We start from the raw sequence: 21,160 nt of genomic DNA on the forward strand, positions 1-21,160 counted from the left end.
AGGACCGGGGTTGTCACGTGCCGTTGGCACGCTGGCGACTTGGCACTCCGTGCCGCCCGAGCCGCGGCGGTACGGAAGCACAGGGCACCACACCACTCTGGGCGGAGCGGGACGACCATGCACGAACAACAGCAGGAGCACAGCGAGCAGGAGCGGACGGCACCCGGGCCGGGACCGGACGCGGGGCCGGAACCGAAGCCGGACCCGAAGCCGGCCGTCCGGCCGCTGGACGGGTTCACCGTCGGGGTGACCGCGGCCCGGCGGGCGGAGGAGCTGGGCGCGCTGCTGGAACGGCGCGGCGCGCAGGTGCTGCATGCGCCCGCCCTGCGTATCGTCCCGCTGCCGGACGACACCGAGCTGCTCGCGGTGACCCGGGACCTGATCGAGCATGCGCCGGACATCGTCGTGGCCACCACCGCGATCGGTTTCCGCGGCTGGATCGAGGCCGCGGAGGGCTGGGGCCTGGGCGAGGCGCTGCTGGACCGGCTGACCGGGGTGGAGCTGCTGGCGCGCGGGCCCAAGGTGCGGGGCGCCATCCGGGCCGCCGGGCTGACCGAGAAGTGGTCACCGGCCTCCGAGTCGATGGCCGAGGTGCTGGACCGGCTGCTGGCGGAGGGTGTCGCCGGGCGGCGGGTGGCCCTCCAGCTGCACGGGGAGCCGCTGCCGGGGTTCGTCGAGGCGCTGCGGGCCGACGGTGCGGAGGTCGTGGGCGTCCCGGTGTACCGCTGGATGCCGCCGGAGGACATCGGTCCGGTCGACCGGCTGCTGGACGCGGTGACCGGGCGCGGGCTGGACGCGGTGACCTTCACCAGCGCGCCGGCCGCGGCGTCCCTGCTGCGCCGGGCCGGGGAGCGCGGTATCCGCGAAGAGGTGCTGGCGGCGCTGCGGCAGGACGTGCTGCCGGTGTGCGTGGGGCCGGTGACCGCGCTGCCGCTGCAGGCGGAGGACGTGCCCACGCTCCAGCCGGAGCGTTTCCGGCTCGGGCCGCTGGTGCAGCTGCTGTGCCATGAGCTGCCGGGCCGGGTGGAGATGCTGCCGGTGGCCGGGCGGCGGCTGGAGATCCGTGGGCACGCCGTCGTGCTGGACGGGGCGCTGCGGCCGGTGCCGCCGGCCGGGATGGCGCTGCTGCGCGCGCTGGCCCGGCGCCCCGGCTGGGTGGTCTCCCGTGCGGACCTGCTGCGCGCCCTGCCCGGCGCGGGCCGGGACGAGCATGCGGTGGAGACCGCGATGGCCCGGCTGCGGGTGGCGCTGGGCGCGCCCAAGCTGATCCAGACGGTCGTCAAGCGCGGCTACCGGCTGTCGTTGGACCCGCATGCGGACACGGACAAGTACGGCGGGGAGTAGGGCGAAGGGCTGGGCCGTATTGGCGGGGAAAATCCCCAAGGCGCGCCCTACTGAGGGTTGTTGACGCGGATCTTCGACTGGCCGTGCCGGCGCGCCTCCCAGTCGTCCATGAAGCGCGCCTCCAGGCCGTGCTTGCGGGCCAGCTGGAGCAGGGTCTCGGTCCGGTAGTAGAAGTCCTCGCGCAGCACCTGGTGTTCGGCGCCCTCGGTGCGGTCGAAGGTGAAGTCGAAGAAGCCGCCGGGGGCCAGGATCCGGCCGACATGGGCGAGGCACTCGTCGATGACGTCGAGCGGTGAGTGCGAGAAGACGCTGTGCGCATGGACGACGTCGAAGTGGGCGGACGGCAGGAAGTCCAGCTTCAGGTCCTGCGTGATCGTCAGGTGCGGCAGTTTGTCCTGGAGTTCGTAGGTGGTCAGGGTCTGCTTCGCGGAGATCAGGATGTCCGGTGAGATGTCGATGCCGTAGTAGTTGCCGGTGTCCAGGTAGGCGATGAAGCGCCAGCCGGCGCGCAGGTTGCCGCAGCCGATGTCCAGCATCCGGTGGCTGGGCTTCAGACCGTGCTCGGCCAGGTAGTCGAACTGCATCTCGCCCAGTGCCAGCCAGCGCTCATGGCTGCGGCTGCCGACCGCGGCCTCCGGGTTGCGGCCGGTGTCGGAGGCCATCACCGCCCGGTAGTAGGCCACATGGCCGGGGTGCTTGAGGCGCAGCCAGGTGTCGCGGGCGGTGCGCCTGACGTACGGGGTGATCCGGTCCGGGTGGCGGAGCGCGTAGCCGAGCTTGTGGGTGAGGCTGGCGCGGTTCGTGAGCAAAGACTTGCGCGACATGGAGACCTTCGTCCTGGAGGGGCTGAGGCGCTCGGGGCCTATCCGGTGGGTCGGGACACGCTCCAAGCATGCGGCGGACCGGTGCGGAAGGCCCGCGGAGCGCCGCGCGGCGGACTATACATCAGATGTATACGTGCAGCGTCTACTCGCGGTGTTTACGTGGCATGGGGGTGTGTGTCCACGTGGCGCGGGTGCGCGGAGTGGCCGCCTCCGGAGGGTTCCGGCCGGACCGTGGGCCGGGCACTCTGGGAGCACACACGTTTGGTCCCTAAGGAGTGACAGGCACATGGCGGCGCCTTGTGAGCTGCGGTTCGACTGCGGGCGGATCTGCCTGGACCTGGCGGCCACCGCGGACGGCGCCGCCGCCGAACGCCTCACCGGCCCGGACCCGTTGCGGGCCTGGCTGACCGGCGCGGGCCTGGTGCCGCACGGCACCCCGCTGGACGGCGTCGACGGGCGCTGGGTCGGCCGCTTCCGCGGGCTGCGGGAGCTGCTGCTCCGGGTGGTGCACGACGAGCTGCGGGGCGGGGCGGCCGAGGCCGATCTGGCGCTGCTCAACTCCGCGGCCGCCGCCGGGCAGCCGCCCGCCGTCCGCGCCGTACGGGCCGCCGACGGCAGCCTGGCCCGCGCCCTCCCCGGCCCGCCCGAGTGCGCCGGACTGCTGGCCGCGGTCGCCCGGGACGCGATCGGGCTGCTGACCGACACGGCGGCGCGCGCACAGTTGCGGCAGTGCGAGGGCGAGAGCTGCACCCTGGTCTACCTGGACACCTCGCGGGGCCGCCGCCGTCGTTGGTGCTCCAGCGAAGTGTGCGGCAACCGGGAGCGGGTGGCGCGGCACCGGAGGCGGACGACGGTGCGCCGGGAGCAGTCCGGCGGCGCCGTCGCGGAGCCCGTCACCAGGGCGGAAAACTTTTCCGCCGGACGCTGAACGCCCCGTCCGTCCCGTCCGTACTCCTCACCGCAAGTCCGATTCATGGCAGGGTCCCCGTCGATCTTGGGCGATCTGGGCTATCGACCCGGGAGTTGGAGTGCGTAAGGATGCCGTCGTGGCAGACAGGACGACACCTGAAGAGGAGCTCATGCGAGCCCTCTACGACGATCATGCGGGCCCGCTTCTCGCCTTCGTCCTGCGATTGGTGGCGGGCGACCGGCATCGCGCGGAGGACGTGGTGCAGGAGACGCTGGTGCGCGCCTGGCGCAACGCCGACCAGTTGCAACGGGCGACCGGCTCGATCCGGCCCTGGCTGGTTACGGTTGCCCGGCGGATCGTGATCGACGGGCACCGCAGCCGAAAGGCCCGGCCCCAAGAGGTCGACGCGACCCCGCTGGAGACCATGCCCGCCGCCGATGTGATCGACCGGGCGCTGCGCCTGATGACGATCTCCGAGGCGCTGAGCGACCTGAGCCAGGCCCACCGAGAGGCCCTCGTCGAGACCTACTTCAAGGAACGTACGGTCAGCGAGGCAGCGGAGGTGCTGCGCGTGCCGGCCGGAACCGTGCGGTCCCGGGTGTTCTACGCGCTGCGCTCCCTGAAGCTCTCACTCGAGGAACGAGGAGTGACGGAGTGATCCCGCCCACGCAGCCGGACCGGCACAGCGACGTCGGCGCCTATGCGCTGGGCGTCCTGGACGCCGCCGACGCGCAACGGTTCGAGGCGCATCTCGTCGGCTGTGACCGGTGCGCGGCCGAACTCGAGGAGCTGATGGCGCTGACGCCGGTGCTCGCCGAGTTCAAACAGTCCGCCCCCACCCCGCAGACGATCACGGCCGTCCCCGGACCCCGGGTGCTGGACGGGCTGCTCGACGAGGTCCATGCCACCCGCCGCGGCCGCAGCCGGCGCCGGCTGTTCCTGGTCGCCGCGGCCGTGGTGATGATCATCGGCGGGCCGCTCGCCGTCTTCTCCCTCAAGGGGGAAGGGGACGAGGCCCCGACGCCGCCGCTGGCGAACGCCGTGCGGGCCCAGTACGCCGCGGGGGAGAAGGTGACCTCCACCGACCCGGACACCAAGGTCTCGGCGGGCGTCTCCATGGCCGCCCGGACCTGGGGCACCCAGGTCGTCCTCGAACTCGCCAACGTCAAGGGGCCGCTGAGCTGCGACCTGGTCGCCGTCGGCAAGGACGGCAAGCGGCAGACCATCACCACCTGGGCGGTCCCCAAGGGTGGCTACGGCATCCCGGGCAGCGCCGCGAAGTGGAACCGCGAGCCCCTCTACGCGACGGGCGGTGCGGCCCTCAACCGCGGAGACATCGACCACTTCGAGATCAACACGCTGGACGGCAAGCGGCTGGCCACGGTGAAGGCCTGAATCCGGGGCGCCCGGACCGGCGCCCGGCCCGATACGGTGCGGGCGCCGGTCAAGGACCGCCCCGGCTCCGACCGGCCAAACCTCCGGCCGGGCACACCCGACGTAGCGCCTTGAGTCAACATCCGACCAAACTCGCCCGTCTTTGTCCCTTTCACCAGGTGCGCGCGGTGCCTGGTTCGCGTACGGTTGACGGCTGCCCTACGCACAGCAGAAGGGGGCCTGGGTGGCCGCGCACAACGCCACGCACGCACCGGATCACGCTTCGGATTCCGTACGCGACCGCGAGATCGAGGCCGAGCAGACGCATCTGGACCGTGTCTACCGGCGCCTTGAGGAGAAGATCCACGAGGCAGAGTTCCTGATGGACGACGCCGCCAAGCGCGGCCAGGTCGGCACGCCCGGCGCGCTCGCCGAGCGTGACGCCCAGGTCTTCCAGGCCGGCGTCCATCTCCACCGCCTGAATTCCGAGTACGAGGACTTCCTCTTCGGCCGGATCGACCTGCTCCTCGGCAAGGACGGCAAGAAGGGCCCGGACGGCGCCTTCACCTCCGTCGAACCCGCCGACGGCGCGATCGAGGACGGCCGCGCCACGATCGCCGAGACGCTGCACATCGGGCGGCTCGGGGTCCTCGACGCGGACTACTCCCCGCTGGTCATCGACTGGCGGGCGCCGGCCGCCGCCCCCTTCTACCGGGCCACCCCGGTCGCTCCCGGCCGGGTCGTCCGCCGGCGGGTGATCCGCTCCAAGGGCCGTAAGGTCCTCGGCGTCGAGGACGATCTGATGCGTCCGGAGGTCACCGCGACGCTGGACGGCGAGGAACTGCCGGCGATCGGTGACGGCGCGCTGATGGCCGCGCTGGGCCGGGCCCGCAGCCACACCATGCGGGACATCGTCGCCTCCATCCAGGCCGAGCAGGACAAGGTGATCCGGGCGCCCGCCGCCTCCGTCACCGAGGTCGAGGGCGGGCCCGGCACGGGCAAGACCGCGGTCGCCCTGCACCGCGCCGCCTACCTCCTCTACCAGGACCGCCGCCGCTACGCGGGCGGCATCCTGATCGTCTCCCCGACCCCGCTGCTGGTCGCGTACACCGAAGGTGTGCTGCCGTCGCTGGGCGAGGAGGGCCAGGTCGCCATCCGGGCACTCGGCTCGCTCGTGGACGGCGCCGAGGCATCGAGCGGGGGTGGCCCGGAGGGCCTCGATGAGGGGCGGCGGTCGGGTGACGGGGGGGCGTACGACCCGCCGGCGGTGGCCCGTCTCAAGGGCTCGTCGCGGATGCAGAAGCTGCTGCGCAAGGCGGCCCGCGGCGCGCTGGAGCTGGCCGCGCCGGGCGCACCGCACACCGGCCGGGAAGCCGCCACGGCCGCGGCGAACGGGTCGAACGGGGGAGGGGCCCCGGACGGGGACGCCCAGCTGTCCCTGGAGGACCTCTTCGGGGCGTCCGGGGAAGCCACCGACCGGGACGCGGCCGCCAACGGCAGTCGCAGAAGACGCCACAGAGCCCCGCGCCCGGCCGAGCCCGCCGCGGGCCCGCCCGCCCGTCTGCGGATCGTCGCGTTCGGCGGCCGGATCGAGCTGGACGCCGACGAGCTGCGCGCCATCCGGCATTCCGCGCTCGGCGGCACCGCACCGGTCAACCTGCTGCGCCCGCGGGCCCGCCGGCTGATCCTGGACGCCCTGTGGACCAAGTCGGGCGCCGCGCGCCGCTACACCGACCCCGAACTCGCCGCCGAGGCCCGCGAGGGCTTCGACGAGGACATCACCACCGAGCACGACTTCCAGGAGTTCCTGGACGCCTGGTGGCCCGAGCTGACCCCGCGCGGGGTGCTGGCCGCCATGGCCGACGAGCGCCTGCTCGGCCGCTGGGCACGCCGTCTCCTCAACCCGCGCGAGGTACGCCAACTGGCCCGCTCGCTGCAGCGGTTGGACAGCTCCGGACACGGACCGATGTCGGTGCACGATGTCGCGCTGCTGGACGAGCTGCAGATGGTCCTCGGCGCCCCGATGCGCCCGGCCCGCCCGCGCGAGGCCGATCCGCTGGACCACCTGACCGGCCTGGAGGAGCTGACCACCCACGCGGACCGTATGGGCGGCGGCCGCAGCCGGCGCGAACGGCTGGAGGAGGAGCGCACCGACTACGCCCATGTCATCGTCGACGAGGCGCAGGACCTGACGCCCATGCAGTGGCGGATGGTCGGCCGCCGCGGCCGGCACGCGACCTGGACGGTCGTCGGCGACCCCGCGCAGTCCTCCTGGTCCGACCCGGACGAGGCCGCCGTCGCCCGCGACGAGGCGCTCGGCACCCGCCCGCGCCGCCGCTTCACGCTCACCGTGAACTACCGCAACCCCGCGGAGATCGCCGAACTGGCCGCCCGGGTGCTGGCGCTGGCGATGCCCGGTATGGCGTCCCCGAAGGCGGTCCGCTCCACGGGCCTGGAGCCCCGCTTCGCACTCGTCGCGGACGGGAACGGCAACGGGAACGGCAACGGGAACGGGAACGGGCGGGCCCGGTCCGGCGACGACACGGCGCTGGCGCAGGCCACGGTGGCCGAGGCCGAGCGGCTGCTGGGCGAGGTGGACGGCACGGTCGGCGTCGTGGTGGCCATGAACCGCCGTGGGCAGGCCCGCCGTTGGCTGGCCCCCCTCGGCGACCGGGTGGTGGCGCTGGGCTCCCTGGAGGCCAAGGGGCTGGAGTACGACGCGACGCTGGTGGTCTCACCGGCCGAGATCGCCGACGAGTCCCCGGCCGGCCTGCGGGTCCTGTACGTGGCGCTGACCCGGGCCACCCAGCAGCTGACCGTGCTGTCGGCCGAACGGGACGAGCCGGACGCGGCCGGAGTACCCGACCTGCTGCGGGACTGAACCGTCCCGCAGGCCCCTGCCGACACCCGTACGGCGGCCCGCGCCGGGCGTGCGCGCCGCCGTCCGAGGGGTCTTGAAATCGGCCCCCCGGGACGGGATTCGCTTCCGGGGATGGTTTGTTAGCCTGGGTGACGGCACCGGCTCGATCCAAGCCCCCGGGCCCAACCATCGTCGCTACGAGCGACCACTTGCCGCGAGGCGAGCATGGCGGGTCGGTGCCGCTGAACGCAGGAGAGGCCCACGTCACCCCGTGACGTGGGCCTCTTTGTGTGGTCTTTTACTGTGGGCGCAATATCTCGTATGGTGGAAGTCGTTTTCCGAAGTAGCCACCGCCCGCGAACAAAACGTTCTCAATGCCGGGCGGCTACCGCGTACTCCGCGGTAGGTGCGACGATCGGACGGCAAATCCAGCCACACGGTGAAAGCAGAGGAAGTCGGCCATGGCAACGGCGCCCAGCGTCTCCTACTCGATGACGGTCCGGCTGGAGGTGCCCGCGAGCGGAACCGCGGTCTCCCAGCTCACCACGGCCGTCGAGTCCCACGGAGGCTCGGTGACCGGCCTCGACGTCACTGCGTCCGGACACGAAAAGCTCCGCATCGACGTCACTATCGCGGCGACCTCCACGGCCCACGCCGACGAGATCGTCCAGCAGCTGCGCACGATCGAGGGCGTCTCGCTCGGCAAGGTCTCCGACCGTACGTTCCTGATGCACCTCGGCGGCAAGATCGAGATGTCGTCGAAGCACCCCATCCGCAACCGTGACGACCTGTCGATGATCTACACCCCGGGCGTCGCCCGCGTGTGCCAGGCCATCGCCGACAACCCCGAGGACGCCCGCCGGCTGACCATCAAACGCAACAGCGTCGCGGTCGTCACCGACGGCTCCGCCGTCCTCGGCCTCGGCAACATCGGTCCCAAGGCCGCACTGCCCGTCATGGAGGGCAAGGCGGCCCTCTTCAAGCGCTTCGCCGGCATCGACGCCTGGCCGCTGTGCCTGGACACCCAGGACACCGACGCGATCGTGGAGATCGTCAAGGCCATTGCCCCCGGCTTTGCCGGCATCAACCTGGAGGACATCTCCGCCCCCCGCTGCTTCGAGATCGAGGCACGGCTGCGCGAGGCCCTGGACATCCCCGTCTTCCACGACGACCAGCACGGCACCGCCATCGTGGTGCTCGCCGCGCTCACCAACGCGCTGCGCGTCGTCGGCAAGAAGATCGACGACGTCCGGGTCGTGATGTCCGGCGCCGGTGCGGCCGGCACCGCCATCCTCAAGCTGCTGATCGCCGCCGGTGTCCGGCACGCCGTCGTCGCCGACATCCACGGCGTGGTGCACGCCGGACGTACGGACCTGGTCGACGCCGACCCGGACTCGCCGCTGCGCTGGATCGCCGACAACACCAACCCCGAGGGCGTCACCGGCACCCTCAAGGAGGCCGTGGTCGGCGCGGACGTCTTCATCGGCGTCTCCGCCCCCAACGTCCTGGACGGCGACGATGTCGCGAGGATGGCCGAAGGCGCGATCGTGTTCGCACTCGCCAACCCCGACCCGGAGGTCGACCCGGCCCTCGCCCGGCAGACCGCCGCCGTCGTGGCCACCGGCCGCTCCGACTTCCCGAACCAGATCAACAACGTCCTGGTGTTCCCCGGAGTCTTCCGCGGCCTCCTGGACGCCCACTCCCGTACGGTGAACACCGAGATGATGCTGGCCGCGGCCGGAGCGCTCGCGGACGTCGTCCTGGAGGACGAGGTCAACCCGAACTACATCATCCCCAGCGTCTTCAACGAGAAGGTCGCGGGCGCGGTGGCCGGTGCGGTCCGGGAGGCCGCGAAGAGCGGCGACCCGGCTGTGACGGCCACCACGGCGGTCTGAGTACGGCGCGTCGCTGGACACGCCGTCGTTGGGGCCCCCATAGGGTGGCGGGCAGCAAGCGACCGCCGCCCTGTGGGGCCGGCCCGGAGCGGGAATAACACGGAGCGTCACCACTAACGAGGCAGTGGCGCTTTTCGTGTGACCCTCCTGGGTGCCGGATTGGCTTTACCGCCGCAGGTGGGGGCAGGATGCGTAATCGGGCGCGAGGGTCTGGCACCAGACCCGGGTCCGGGGACTGTCCGAGGACCCTGGCAGCATCGGCTTCGATCTCACGCCTCATTGGCAAGAAGAACACGGGAGTACAAACATGAACCGCAGTGAGCTGGTGGCCGCTCTGGCCGATCGCGCCGAGGTGACCCGCAAGGACGCCGACGCCGTTCTGGCCGCCCTCGCCGAGGTGACCGGCGAGGTCGTCGCCAAGGGCGACGAGAAGGTCACCATCCCCGGCTTTCTGACCTTCGAGCGCACCCACCGTGCCGCTCGCACCGCGCGCAACCCGCAGACCGGCGACCCGATCCAGATCCCGGCCGGCTACAGCGTGAAGGTCTCCGCGGGCTCCAAGCTCAAGGAAGCCGCCAAGGGTAAGTAACACCCTCAGCACGGCATGACAGGGCGGCCATCCCTTCCAGGGGTGGCCGCCTTTCTGCGTTCGGCGGGGGAGCGCCGGAGCCGTACGGGCACGGCCTGGGCCCGCGTTGGCCTTCCGGTGCCCGTGAGGTGGCCTGTGCCCGCCCCGGATCAACGGCCCGGCCGAACGGGAGGTCCGCCGGGTCCACGTCCGCCAAAGGGGCCGTCACGGCCGTCCTGCGCGGCGCACAGGGCGTGGTCGGCCAGGTCGGTGACGCCCCGGATCTGGCGCACGGCGGTGTCGTTGTCCCCGGGGCGGCTGTGCGTGGAGACGGTGAGGGTGGTCCGCCCGTCCGGGGTCACGGCGGGCCACATCACGTAGCCGAACCCGGTGCCGGCGTGCCCCCAGTACCCGCCGCCGCAGGACAGCGGTGTCCAGACGAGGCCGAGTCCGGCGCGGGTACCCGGGGGACCGCCGTGGCTGTCGGGGATGTCGACCGTCCGTTGCATCTCGGCGAGCTGAGCGGGTGCCAGGAGCTTTCCTCGCACCAGCGCGCTGAAGAACCTGCCGGTGTCCGCCGCCGTACTGATCATCGATCCGTCGGCGTCCCCGTCGAAGGGGAGGTAGGCGATCGTGGTGTCGGTCATCGGCCCGTCCGGCTCGAACTGCTGGTAGTTGCGGGCATGGGGGCCCGGCAGGAACGGCCGGTTTCCGGGCGTGAGGGTGTGTGCCAGCCGCAGGGGACGCAGAATCCGGTCCCGCACCTCCTGCTCCCAGGAGTGGCCCGTGACCGCCTTGATGACCATGCCGGCGAGCACGTAGTTGGTGTTGGAGTACTCCCAGCGTGTACCGGGAGGAGAGGCGGGCGGGTGTCGTAGGGCAAGGGCGACGCGCTGCTCGGGGGTGTAGGCGGTCCGGCGGTGGTGGCGGTATCCCGCTGCGCCCGGTTCCGGGACGACGTCCTTGATGTAGTCGGGCAGTCCGCTGGTGTGCCGGAGCAGTTGCCGCAGGGTGATCCGGCGGCCGTCATTGCCGTGGCCACGGACCACGCCCGGCAGCCAGGTGTCCACCGTGTCGGTGAGCGACAGCCGTCCCTCGCCGGCGAGCTGGAGCAGCACGGTCGCGACGAACGTCTTCGTGGTGCTGCCGATCCTCAGGTACCCGTCAGCGGGGACGGGCCGCCCGGTGTGGATATCGCCGACTCCGCTGCGGACGGTGCGGAACCCGTGGGGGGTTTCCAGTCTGGCCGATAAGCCGGTGACGCCGGCGTCCCGCAGTGCGTCGGCGTCCTGTTGGAGACGGGAGGGCCGGACGGTGGCCGCCGCCGCGGTGCCTGCGGGGAGAAGCGTGGTGAGGAGCGCGACGGAAAGGACGGCCGCTGTCCGGCGTGCCCTCAGGTGTGTGGTGATCGACATGGGGCAACGGTAGGAGCGGGCAGGTGCGGAGACCATCCGGCCTGCGTCCGGTTCTGCCGTCGGGTTCTCCACCGGCCCGTGCCCGTACGCCAGTTGTCGGCGCGCGGCCCCGGCGGCCCGGGGGAGCCGGCGTGGTCATGGCCGGCTCCGGGGCCGCCGCCCCGGAGCCGCAAAGCCGCCCCGTCCGCGCTCAGTTGGGCAGTGCGCCGTTCGGCAGCTCGACATCGGCGCCGAGTTCCACGAGCTTCTCCATGAAGTTCTCGTAGCCGCGGTTGATCAGATCGATGCCGTGCACCCGGGAGGTGCCCTGCGCCGCCAGTGCCGCGATCAGGTACGAGAAGCCGCCGCGCAGGTCGGGGATGACCAGGTCGGAGCCCTGCAGCTTGGTGGGCCCGGAGACGACCGCGGAGTGCAGGAAGTTGCGCTGGCCGAAGCGGCAGGCGGAACCGCCCAGGCACTCGCGGTAGAGCTGGATGTGCGCGCCCATCTGGTTGAGCGCGGAGGTGAAGCCCAGCCGGGACTCGTAGACCGTCTCGTGCACGATCGACAGGCCCGACGCCTGGGTCAGCGCGACGACCAGCGGCTGCTGCCAGTCGGTCTGGAAGCCGGGGTGGACGTCGGTCTCCAGGGCGATGGCGTTGAGCAGACCGCCCGGGTGCCAGAAGCGGATGCCCTCGTCCTCGATCTCGAAGGCACCGCCGACCTTGCGGAAGGTGTTGAGGAAGGTCATCATCGACCGCTGCTGCGCGCCGCGGACGTAGATGTTGCCCTCGGTGGCCAGCGCCGCGGACGCCCAGGAGGCCGCCTCCAGGCGGTCCGGGAGGGCGCGGTGGGTGTAGCCGTCGAGTTTGTCGACACCGGTGATCCGGATCGTCCGGTCGGTGTCCATGGAGATGATCGCGCCCATCTTCTGCAGTACGCAGATGAGGTCCTCGATCTCCGGCTCCACGGCGGCGTTCGACAGCTCGGTGACGCCCTCGGCCAGGACGGCGGTCAGCAGCACCTGCTCAGTCGAGCCGACCGACGGGTACGGCAGCCGGATCTTGGTGCCGCGCAGCCGCTGCGGGGCCTCCAGGTACTGCCCGTCGGCGCGCTTCTCGATCGTCGCGCCGAACTGGCGCAGCACGTCGAAGTGGAAGTCCACGGGCCGGCCGCCGATGTCGCAGCCGCCCAGACCGGGGATGAAGGCGTGGCCGAGGCGGTGCAGCAGCGGACCGCAGAACAGGATCGGGATCCGGGAGGAGCCCGCGTGGGCATCGATGTCCGCGACGTTGGCGCTCTCCACGTGGGACGGGTCGAGGACCAGCTCGCCCGGCTCGTCACCCGGGCGCACCGTGACGCCGTGCAGCTGCAGCAGCCCGCGCACCACGCGTACGTCGCGGATGTCGGGCACGTTGCGCAGTCGGCTGGGGCCGCTCCCGAGGAGGGCGGCGACCATGGCCTTGGGCACAAGGTTCTTCGCGCCGCGAACCCGGATCTCGCCCTCGAGCGGGGTGCCGCCGTGGACAAGCAGTACGTCGTCAGTAGAGACGGTCATGGATCTCGCGTTCCTGGAGACGGGCAGGGGCCAAGCCAAAATGGTAAGGGCGGCGGAGGGTGTGCCCGTAGGCCCGTGCACGCTTTGAGCATGTAATGGCTTTGTCACAACACGCTCCGCTACGATCAGTCTTTGCTCTGTAATCGCCCTTTGGGGGAATTGCAGGGGAATGTCCCCAAAGGGCTGTCCGGCGCGGAGGGTGTGCGCCGGTGCTGCCGCCGTACGCCCTGCCCTGCTCTCGCACGGGTCCGGGCGTTGACTCCCCGCTCCGGGCAGAAGTGCGGGATCATGTGGCCATGACCGAGGTGTCCTCGCTCACAGGCCGGCTTCTTGTCGCGACCCCCGCGCTCGCCGATCCGAACTTCGACCGCGCGGTGGTGCTGCTCCTCGACCACGACGAGGAGGGCTCCCTCGGCGTGGTCCTGAACCGTCCCACCCCCGTCGGCGTCGCGGACATCCTCGCACCCTGGGCCTCGCTGGCCGGTGAGCCAGGAGTGGTCTTCCAGGGCGGACCGGTGTCGCTGGACTCGGCGCTCGGGGTGGCCGTGGTGCCGGGCGGGCTGTCCGGTGAGGGCGGGGTCCCGTCGGTGGACAGCGGCGCCCGCCCCCGGGATGACGGCGCGGAGATGGCCGGTGTGCCGGCCGCGGACCGGGCGGACGTGCAGTCGGGTGACGAGCCGCTGGGCTGGCGCAGGGTGCACGGCGCAATCGGTCTGGTCGATCTGGAGGCCCCTCCGGAGCTGCTCGCGGCGGTGCTGGGCAGTCTGCGGATCTTCGCCGGGTACGCGGGCTGGGGGCCGGGCCAGCTGGAGGACGAACTGGTCGAGGGCGCCTGGTACGTGGTCGAGTCCGAGCCCGGCGATGTCTCCTCGCCCGACCCGGAGCAGCTGTGGCGCGCGGTGCTGCGCCGGCAGCGCAACGAGCTGGCGATGGTGGCCACCTATCCGGACGATCCGTCGCTGAACTGAACCCGGGTGGCGCCGCGCTGCGCGGCCGGTGCCGGGGGTGGAGGCGGCGGGGTGTGCCGCGGGCCGGATTCTGCGGCGGGTGCCACGGGCCGGATTTTGTTGACGACTTGATTATTGTGACGGCTTCGTCATGGGGAAATGTCAGTGCCCGTCGCTATGGTGCGGGATGACAGGGGACGGTGCGCGGCCGCGTCGGCGGGGCCGCGCTGGACAAACGGGGAGAGGCCATGCACCGGCCGAGCGTGCCCGAGGATCTGGACCACCCGGAGCGCCTGTGGGCGCGCGCCGCGACGCTGGCGGTAGTGGCGGCCGCCGTGGACGACGGGGACGAATTCTCCTGGAGCGACCAGGGATTGCAGTGCTGGAACGTCGGTGGAAGCTACTGGTGGCGGCTGAAGATGTTCGAGGACGGCCGGGCCCTGCTGTGCGGCCAGGACTCCGACGGGAGTCACACGCACAGCGGAGGCCGGCAGATCGACTTCCTGGACGGCGGCCCCGAGTGGCTGCCCTGGGAGGAGCTGCGGGAGGACGCCGCCGGCAATCTCTTCGGCTTCGTCTACTGGTGGCAGGACGGCGCCTGGGCCCGCGCGCCGTACCCCGAGAAGATGCCGGACGACGGCCTGGAGACGGCCATGAGCTGGGTCGCGCCCGGTGACGACGCGATCCGGGAGATCGCCGAGGACCTGGCGGCCCGCACGGAGACCGAGGTCGACGCGATGACGGCGGTGCGCGCCTTCCTCGCCGCCGCCGAGGCCCGCACGGTCGGCGCACAGGACATCGCCACCCTCCTCGACACGGTCTGCGGCCAGGACACCTGGTACGAGGTCCGGCCGGACGCCGCGCTGGCCTTCGCCACGGAGCTGGGGCTGACGGCCGGGGACCGGGGCGGGATGGCGGTCGCTTCCTGAGGACGGTGGCTTCCCGGCGGCCCCGGGGCGGGGCCGGTCACCGGCCGCCGGGTGCGTCCGTGGTGCCCAGGGCGGAGAAGCGCTCGGCCGGCGGATGGGCGTCGCGGGCGGGCAGTGCCAGATGGACGGGCACGGCCGGCGCGTTCTTCAGGCGGAGGTAGCGGAGGCCGGGGTGGGTGTGCCGCTACCTGGACAGCGCGGTCGGCTCGGCACTCGGCGGGCTGGCGCTCGGGGCCGGGTTGGCACCGTCCGCGCTGCCCTGGGGGGCCGCCGGGGTGGCGGCGGCGGGTCTGACGCTCCACCTGGCGGTGGGCCGAGGCTCCCGGGTTGTGGCGCGCGTGAGTACCCTTGGCTGTTATGAGCACTCTTGAGCCCGAGCGCGGGGCAGGTACGGGGACCCTCGTAGAGCCGACACCACAGGTGTCGCACGGCGACGGCGACCACGAGCGCTTCGCCCACTATGTCCAGAAAGACAAGATCATGGCCAGCGCGCTCGACGGCACCCCCGTCGTGGCGCTGTGCGGCAAGGTCTGGGTCCCGGGTCGTGACCCGAAGAAGTACCCGGTCTGCCCCATGTGCAAGGAGATCTTCGAGTCCATGGGCGCCGGTGGCGACAAGGACAAGGGCGGCAAGGACGGCGGCAAGAAGTAACCGCCGCGGACCGTCCCACCGGGCCGGTCCTGCCCGTCCGTCAGCGCACGGGCACGGCCGCACGAGCGCAGTCGCGCAAGCGCAGCCGTATGAGCACAGCAGAGCCGAAGAGCCGCAGGACACAGCCGTCGTCCTGCGGTGACGGCACCCCGCCTCGGGTACGGGCCCGGGTCCTTCGTGGACCGGGCCCTTCCGCGTGCCTGCCTGCGTTGCCGTCCGGGGCTCGGTCGCCGACGCCCGCGCCGACGTCCGGGCCGGTTCCCGTCCGCGTGCCCGGCCGGGCTCCTGGGTGAACGGGGGCCGCACGGCCCGCAGCCGCTTCCCGGGTCGGACGCGCGGCCGAGGTTCCGGCGCCCCGGGCGCACAGCCACCCATGAGCGTCCCGGAATTGCGCTGCCCGCGTCACGGCCACCGCCACCGTTACCGCCACTGTGAACCGCCTGCCCCTCCGTGCGCCGGTCGACTCCGCCCCGCCACCACGGCACTCCCGTGCGCCCGGTCTGCCGCACCGGCGCCACCGAGCACTCCGCCCCGCAACGGCGCGGCCGGTCTTCCGCACGCCGGACGGGACGAACGGCGCGGGAACATGGCAGCATCGCCCGTGACCACCACCCCCGTGCTGGTCTTCGCTTCCGCGCACCCGTATCTGCAATCTGCGCACCTGTATCTGCGCGCTCGTCACTGCGTATGCGTATCTGCGTACTCGTACAGGCCGGACCGGTCCTGGGCGGTCCCCGGCGGTGAAGGACGGACGGCATGCCCGAGACGGAACCCACCCCCACGGCACCGGGTGGCGGCCTGGTCCCGGCGCCGCTGAGCATCGACGGGCCCTACCGCAGCGCCGTCCGCCTGGGCGAGGACACCGCGTTGGCGGCCGAACCCGGCACCGAGGACACCGCGCGCTGGCTGCGCGCCACCCTGGGCGCGGCCTTCGGCCTGCCGCTGCCGCCCGGCTCCGGCAGGGCGACGGACGCCCTCGCCCTGGCCCTCGACCCCGCCCTGCCCCCGGAGGGCTACCAGCTGGCGGCCGACGCCCGTTGGGGCGTACGGATCACCGGCGGCGGCCCGGCCGGTGTCTTCTGGGGAGCGCAGACGCTGCGGCAGCTGCTCGGCCCGCACGCCTTCCGCCGGGCGCCGCTCGCACCGGAGCGCGCGGCCGTCCTGCCGCAGCAGACCATCCAGGACGGCCCCCGCTTCGCCTGGCGCGGCATGCTGCTCGACGTCGCCCGGCACTTCCTGCCCAAGGAGGGGGTGCTGCGGTATCTCGACCTGCTCGCCGCCCACAAGCTGAACGTCCTGCACCTCCACCTCACCGACGACCAGGGCTGGCGGATCGAGATCAGGCGCTATCCGAAGCTGACCGAGGTCGGCGCCTGGCGGGAGCGCACCAAACTCGGGCACCGGGCCTCCCCGTTGTGGGACGAGCGCCCGCACGGCGGCTACTACACCCAGGACGACATCCGCGAGATCGTCGCCTACGCCGCCCAGCGGCATATCACCGTCGTGCCCGAGATCGACGTCCCCGGACACTCGCAGGCCGCCATCGCCGCGTACCCCGAGCTCGGCAACACCGACGTCATCGACACCACCTCCCTGAAGGTCTGGGACACCTGGGGCGTCAACCCCAACGTACTGGCCCCCACCGACAACACCCTGCGGTTCTACGAGCACGTGCTCGAGGAGGTCCTCGGCCTCTTCCCCTCGCCGTTCGTGCACATCGGCGGCGACGAGTGCCCCAAGGACCAGTGGCGGGCCTCCGCCACCGCCCAGGCGCGGATCGCCGAACTGTCGCTGGCCGGCGAGGACGAGCTGCAGAGCTGGTTCATCCGGCACTTCGACCGCTGGCTCGCCGACCGCGGCCGGCGGCTGATCGGCTGGGACGAAATCCTGGAAGGCGGACTGGCCCCGGGGGCCGCCGTCTCCTCCTGGCGCGGCTACGCGGGCGGTATCGCAGCGGCGAAATCCGGCCATGACGTCGTCATGTGCCCCGAACAGCAGGTGTATTTGGATCACCGTCAGCACCCCTCCCCGGACGAGCCGGTGCCGATCGGCTTCGTACGGACCCTGGAGGACGTCTACCGCTTCGAGCCGGTACCACCGGAGCTCACGGCCGATCAGGCCGCGCATGTCCTGGGCACCCAGGCCAACGCCTGGACCGAGGCCATGGACAGTCAGCAGCGCCTCGACTACCAGGTCTTTCCCCGGCTGGCCGCCTTCGCCGAGGTCGCCTGGTCGCGGCTGCTCGCCCCGGCCGACCGCGACTACCAGGACTTCACCCGGCGGATGGCTGCCCACTACACCCGCCTCGATGCCCTCGGCGTCGGCTACCGCCCGCCCGGCGGCCCCCTCCCCTGGCAGAAACGCCCCGGGGTGCTCGGACGCCCGATCGACGGAGCGCCCCCAAACGTGTGAGCCCTGGTGCAAGGAGGGCGCTCGTACGGCCGGTCCCTGGGACGGTGGTGCGGTGCGGCGGTTCCCCCGTACGCCGTACCGACCGCCGTCGCAACGACGGTGTGCGCCCCGCCGGACGCCTCCGCCGACGCACCGCACCGCAGTTCCGCGCCGTGGTGGCGGACGAAACCGGACCAGCAGCCTGTTCGGGGACGGATCGTCCCTTCGTGGACCCTCGCGCCGAGGGCCCGGGAAGATGTGCCAGAGTTGCCACGTCCGGGCTGTGAGCACGTACCGTACGGCGGAGCGGAACTGCCGGGACACCGGGGAAGGGGCAGCTGGCTTGACCACGCACGCACCGCACGCGTCGCACACGGTGACGTTGCCGGCCTCGCTCGACGAGGCGGTGGCGGCGCTGACGGACATGCCTGCCGCCGTGCCCGTCGCGGGCGGCACCGATCTCATGGCGGCGGTCAACGCCGGACTCCTCAGACCCGCAGCCCTGGTGGGCCTCGGCCGCATCAGCGAGATCCGCGGCTGGCAGTACCTGGACGGCCATGCGCTGCTCGGCGCCGGCCTCACCCTCGCCCGTATGGGACGCCCCGACTTCGCCGCCCTGATCCCCGGACTGGCCGCCGCCGCCCGCGCGGCCGGTCCGCCGCAGGTCCGCAACGCCGGCACCCTCGGCGGCAACATCGTGACCTCCGCCCCTACGGGTGACACCCTCCCGGTGCTCGCCGCCCTGGAAGCCACGGTGATCATCGCCGGTCCCGGGGGCAGCCGCCGCGAGATCCCGGTCAGCCACCTCCTGGCCGGCCGGGAGATGCTGAGCCCCGGCGAACTCGTCGGCTTCGTACGGGTGCCGCTGCTGCACGCCCCGCAGACGTTCCTGAAGGCGACCGGCCGCACCGGCCCCGGCCGTGCCACCGCCTCGGTGGCACTCGTCCTGGACCCGGCCAGGCGCGGTGTGCGCTGCGCGGTGGGCGCGGTCGCCGCCATGCCGCTGCGCCCCCTGGAGGCCGAGCAGTGGGTGGCCTCGCTCATCGACTGGGACGGCGAACGCGGCCTGGTGCCCGAGGCGCTGACGGCCTTCGGCGACTATGTCGCGGCCGCCTGCATCCCGGACCCGGCACCGCCCGAGGACGGTTCGGAACCGGCCACCCTGCCGCCGGCCGCACTGCACCTGCGCCGTACGGTGGCAGCGTTGGCCCGCCGCGCACTTGGGAGGGCGCTCTCATGAGCGACGCAGACAACCGCCATCCGTACCAGCCGCACCCCGACCAGGGCTGGCAGCCGCTGCCCCAGGGCGGCGAGTACGAGTCGGAGGCGACGGCCTTCGTGCAGCTCCCGGAGGGCTTCACCACCGGGGTCTACGGCGGTGGATCGCCCCGGTACAACACCCCGGGCCCCGAGCCTCTCGCCGCACCCGGCCACGGCTACACCCCGCCGGCCTCCTTCAGTTCGCACACCGCCCCGCCAGTCGCGGACACGGGCACCGACCCGTCGTCCACCGGCCAGTGGACGATGCCCTTCGCGGACCCCTCGGCCGGTTACGCGGACCCGACCGCCGGATACCCGGCCCATACGGAGCACGCACCCCACCACGACCCGTCCGCGGGCTACCAGGGCGGCGCGCCCGAGGCGGCCCAGCCGTGGGGCGGCGACACCGTGGAGTGGCCCGTGGCGGGCAGCCCCGAGGCGGGTGGCACCGGAGCCTGGTCGGTCCCCGCGGCGGCGGACGACGGCCTGGAGGAATCCGGCGAGTACCTGGTCGGCGACGACGGCCTGACGGGCCATACGGGACTTACGGGTGGCCACCCGGGCCTCCCCGGCCATTCGGGCCATCCGGGGCATCCAGGGCATGGTGTCGCCGCGGGCTACCACGGCGGCGGATACCCGGGGTCCGGTGCGTACGGCGACGCCGGGAGCGCGGCGGACACCGGCGGGGCCGCCGGGACCGGGCACTGGAACTTCACCGCCGGGCTGAGCGCCACGAGCGCGCCGGAGACGCACCCCGCTGAGCCGCGGGAGACGGGGCACGGCGGAGCGGTCCACGACCCCTTCGGCGGCCCTGCAGGCGACCCGTACGCGCACGAGCGCGGCCTCCCGGGCCACGGCGCCGAGCGGGGCGGCGAACGGCCCGGAGACGGCGGTCCGTCGGCCGGTGACCCGTACGCCACGGGCGCGGGCGGGCGGAACGCCGCGGCGGGCGACGCGACCGGGCACTGGTCGCTGCCGGCCGATGCGCTCGCCCAGTGGCCGCCGGCCGCGGAGACGGCGCAGCCGCCGCACGACGGGGCGCCGCACCAGCGGGAGGCGATGCACCAGCAGGAGGCGGCGGACCGTCCCGACGGCACTGCGGACGCGCCCGGCGCGGGCAACTGGTCGATCCCGGTTGCCGAGGGCGAACAGCAGGAGCACTCCGGCGAGTTCGCGCTCGCCGACGCGGCCGGGCACCTGGCGCCCGCCTCGCCCGCCGTGCCGGAGGCCGACGGAGCGGCGGACGCTCCTATGGAGAGCACGGAGACCGCGAGGACCACGGAGAGCACGGAGACAGCGGAGCCCGGTGCGCCCACCGGGTCCGGCGAGCCCGGCGAGCCCGTGGACCTCACCGGCCCCGCCGGCCCCGTGGACACCACGGACGAGGGCGCCGCGCCGCACGACACCACCGACGCCGCCGGTCCCCCCGGCGACGCCGAGCACACCGGTGGCGGGGACCCCGCCGCTGCCGAGGAGCGCACGGGGACCGGGGAGCCCACAGGCGCTGACGCGGGCCCCGGGGAGTCCACCGGCCTCGTCGACGGGCTCGCCGCCGCGCACGCCTCCGACCTGGCGGCCGATCCCGGCTTCGACGACCACGACGAACACCCCGCCTCCTCCTACGTCCTGCGGGTGAACGGCATCGACCGGCCGGTCACCGACGCCTGGATCGGCGAGTCACTGCTCTACGTGCTGCGCGAGCGCCTCGGTCTGGCCGGCGCCAAGGACGGCTGCTCACAGGGCGAGTGCGGGGCCTGTTCCGTCCAGGTGGACGGCCGGCTGGTGGCGTCCTGCCTGGTACCCGCCGCCACCACGGCGGGCAGCGAGGTCCGTACCGTCGAGGGGCTCGCCGAGAACGGTGTGCCCTCCGACGTGCAGTGCGCGCTCGCCGCGTCCGGTGCCGTGCAGTGCGGCTTCTGCGTACCGGGGATGGCGATGACCGTCCACGACCTCCTGGAGGGCAACCACGCCCCCAGCGAGCTGGAGACCCGCAAGGCGCTGTGCGGCAACCTGTGCCGCTGCTCCGGCTACCGGGGTGTGCTGGACGCCGTCGACGAGGTCGTCAAGGCCCGTGCGGAGGCCGCCGAGGCCGCCTATGCGCCCGCGGACGAACCGGACGGGGCGGCGCCCGCGGACACCGCCCGTATTCCCCACCAGGCGGGGCCCGCCGACGAGACGGGCCACGCCCCGCACGACCAGGATCCGCACCCGGGAGGCCCTGCATGAGCGAGCGCAGCGAGCGAACGATGGAGAGG

The 21,160-nt window shown here is 72.9% G+C and carries 16 protein-coding genes; 13 read left to right on the forward strand and 3 right to left on the reverse strand.

Translation table 11 applies throughout. The annotated features are described in order from the left end of the window. Positions 1-117: 117 nt before the first annotated feature. Positions 118-1,344 carry a uroporphyrinogen-III synthase gene (locus tag SLV14N_RS25160; RefSeq protein WP_263271166.1) on the forward strand — a complete coding sequence of 409 codons (1,227 nt, stop codon included), beginning with the start codon at positions 118-120 and terminating at the stop codon, positions 1,342-1,344. Positions 1,345-1,391: 47 nt separating this feature from the next. On the opposite strand, the gene SLV14N_RS25165 is transcribed toward SLV14N_RS25160, so the two are convergent. Beyond that, the gene (locus SLV14N_RS25165) at positions 1,392-2,168 is read right to left on the reverse strand and encodes a class I SAM-dependent methyltransferase (protein ID WP_263271167.1); all 777 of its coding nucleotides are present in this window, start codon (positions 2,166-2,168) and stop codon (positions 1,392-1,394) included. A gap of 286 nt (positions 2,169-2,454) precedes the next feature. Here SLV14N_RS25165 and SLV14N_RS25170 point away from each other — a divergent pair, with 286 nt between their 5' ends. From SLV14N_RS25170 to SLV14N_RS25195, 6 genes are all read left to right on the forward strand, one after another. Next, the gene (locus SLV14N_RS25170) at positions 2,455-3,096 is read left to right on the forward strand and encodes an ABATE domain-containing protein (protein WP_263271168.1); all 642 of its coding nucleotides are present in this window, start codon (positions 2,455-2,457) and stop codon (positions 3,094-3,096) included. Between the two features lie 118 nt (positions 3,097-3,214). Further along, positions 3,215-3,736: a sigma-70 family RNA polymerase sigma factor gene (locus tag SLV14N_RS25175; RefSeq protein WP_026169908.1), complete on the forward strand. Its 522-nt coding sequence runs from the start codon at positions 3,215-3,217 to the stop codon at positions 3,734-3,736. Further along, positions 3,733-4,473, forward strand: coding sequence for an anti-sigma factor (locus SLV14N_RS25180; protein ID WP_208683811.1), 741 nt, complete (start codon positions 3,733-3,735; stop codon positions 4,471-4,473). Before SLV14N_RS25175 ends, SLV14N_RS25180 begins: the two co-directional genes overlap by 4 nt. A 223-nt stretch (positions 4,474-4,696) precedes the next feature. Next, positions 4,697-7,333 (forward strand): UvrD-helicase domain-containing protein, encoded by a 2,637-nt coding sequence (locus SLV14N_RS25185; RefSeq protein WP_263271169.1) that lies wholly within the window; start codon positions 4,697-4,699, stop codon positions 7,331-7,333. A 440-nt stretch (positions 7,334-7,773) separates the two neighbouring features. Then, a complete protein-coding gene (locus tag SLV14N_RS25190) occupies positions 7,774-9,207 on the forward strand; it encodes an NAD-dependent malic enzyme (RefSeq protein ID WP_018091259.1) in 1,434 nt (477 codons plus the stop codon). A gap of 307 nt (positions 9,208-9,514) precedes the next feature. Further along, complete coding sequence (locus tag SLV14N_RS25195) at positions 9,515-9,796, forward strand: HU family DNA-binding protein (protein WP_006605312.1); 282 nt, start codon at positions 9,515-9,517, stop codon at positions 9,794-9,796. 149 nt (positions 9,797-9,945) lie between these two features. Here SLV14N_RS25195 and SLV14N_RS25200 read toward each other — a convergent pair whose 3' ends face one another. Together SLV14N_RS25200 and murA are read right to left on the reverse strand one after the other, a co-directional pair. After that, positions 9,946-11,190 (reverse strand): serine hydrolase, encoded by a 1,245-nt coding sequence (locus SLV14N_RS25200; protein ID WP_263271170.1) that lies wholly within the window; start codon positions 11,188-11,190, stop codon positions 9,946-9,948. Between the two features lie 190 nt (positions 11,191-11,380). After that, positions 11,381-12,727 (reverse strand): UDP-N-acetylglucosamine 1-carboxyvinyltransferase, encoded by a 1,347-nt coding sequence (gene murA / locus SLV14N_RS25205; RefSeq protein ID WP_018091261.1) that lies wholly within the window; start codon positions 12,725-12,727, stop codon positions 11,381-11,383. A 296-nt stretch (positions 12,728-13,023) separates the two neighbouring features. On the opposite strand from murA, the gene SLV14N_RS25210 reads away from it, so the two are divergent. From SLV14N_RS25210 to SLV14N_RS25235, 6 genes are all read left to right on the forward strand, one after another. Then, positions 13,024-13,695, forward strand: a complete 672-nt coding sequence (locus SLV14N_RS25210) for a YqgE/AlgH family protein (protein ID WP_018091262.1) — start codon at positions 13,024-13,026, stop codon at positions 13,693-13,695. Positions 13,696-13,922: 227 nt separating this feature from the next. After that, a complete protein-coding gene (locus SLV14N_RS25215) occupies positions 13,923-14,603 on the forward strand; it encodes a hypothetical protein (RefSeq protein WP_026169909.1) in 681 nt (226 codons plus the stop codon). A gap of 357 nt (positions 14,604-14,960) precedes the next feature. Then, positions 14,961-15,254 (forward strand): DUF3039 domain-containing protein, encoded by a 294-nt coding sequence (locus tag SLV14N_RS25220; protein WP_026169910.1) that lies wholly within the window; start codon positions 14,961-14,963, stop codon positions 15,252-15,254. Between the two features lie 756 nt (positions 15,255-16,010). After that, positions 16,011-17,666 (forward strand): beta-N-acetylhexosaminidase, encoded by a 1,656-nt coding sequence (locus SLV14N_RS25225; protein ID WP_263271172.1) that lies wholly within the window; start codon positions 16,011-16,013, stop codon positions 17,664-17,666. Positions 17,667-17,988: 322 nt separating this feature from the next. Further along, the gene (locus tag SLV14N_RS25230) at positions 17,989-18,885 is read left to right on the forward strand and encodes a xanthine dehydrogenase family protein subunit M (RefSeq protein WP_208683824.1); all 897 of its coding nucleotides are present in this window, start codon (positions 17,989-17,991) and stop codon (positions 18,883-18,885) included. Beyond that, the gene (locus SLV14N_RS25235; protein WP_263271173.1) at positions 18,882-21,131 is read left to right on the forward strand and encodes a 2Fe-2S iron-sulfur cluster-binding protein; all 2,250 of its coding nucleotides are present in this window, start codon (positions 18,882-18,884) and stop codon (positions 21,129-21,131) included. Before SLV14N_RS25230 ends, SLV14N_RS25235 begins: the two co-directional genes overlap by 4 nt. The last annotated feature ends 29 nt before the right edge of the window (positions 21,132-21,160 follow it).

It is taken from the genome of Streptomyces sp. Je 1-4 4N24 (assembly GCF_026239515.1).
Taxonomy (GTDB): Bacteria; Actinomycetota; Actinomycetes; order Streptomycetales; family Streptomycetaceae; genus Streptomyces; species Streptomyces nigrescens.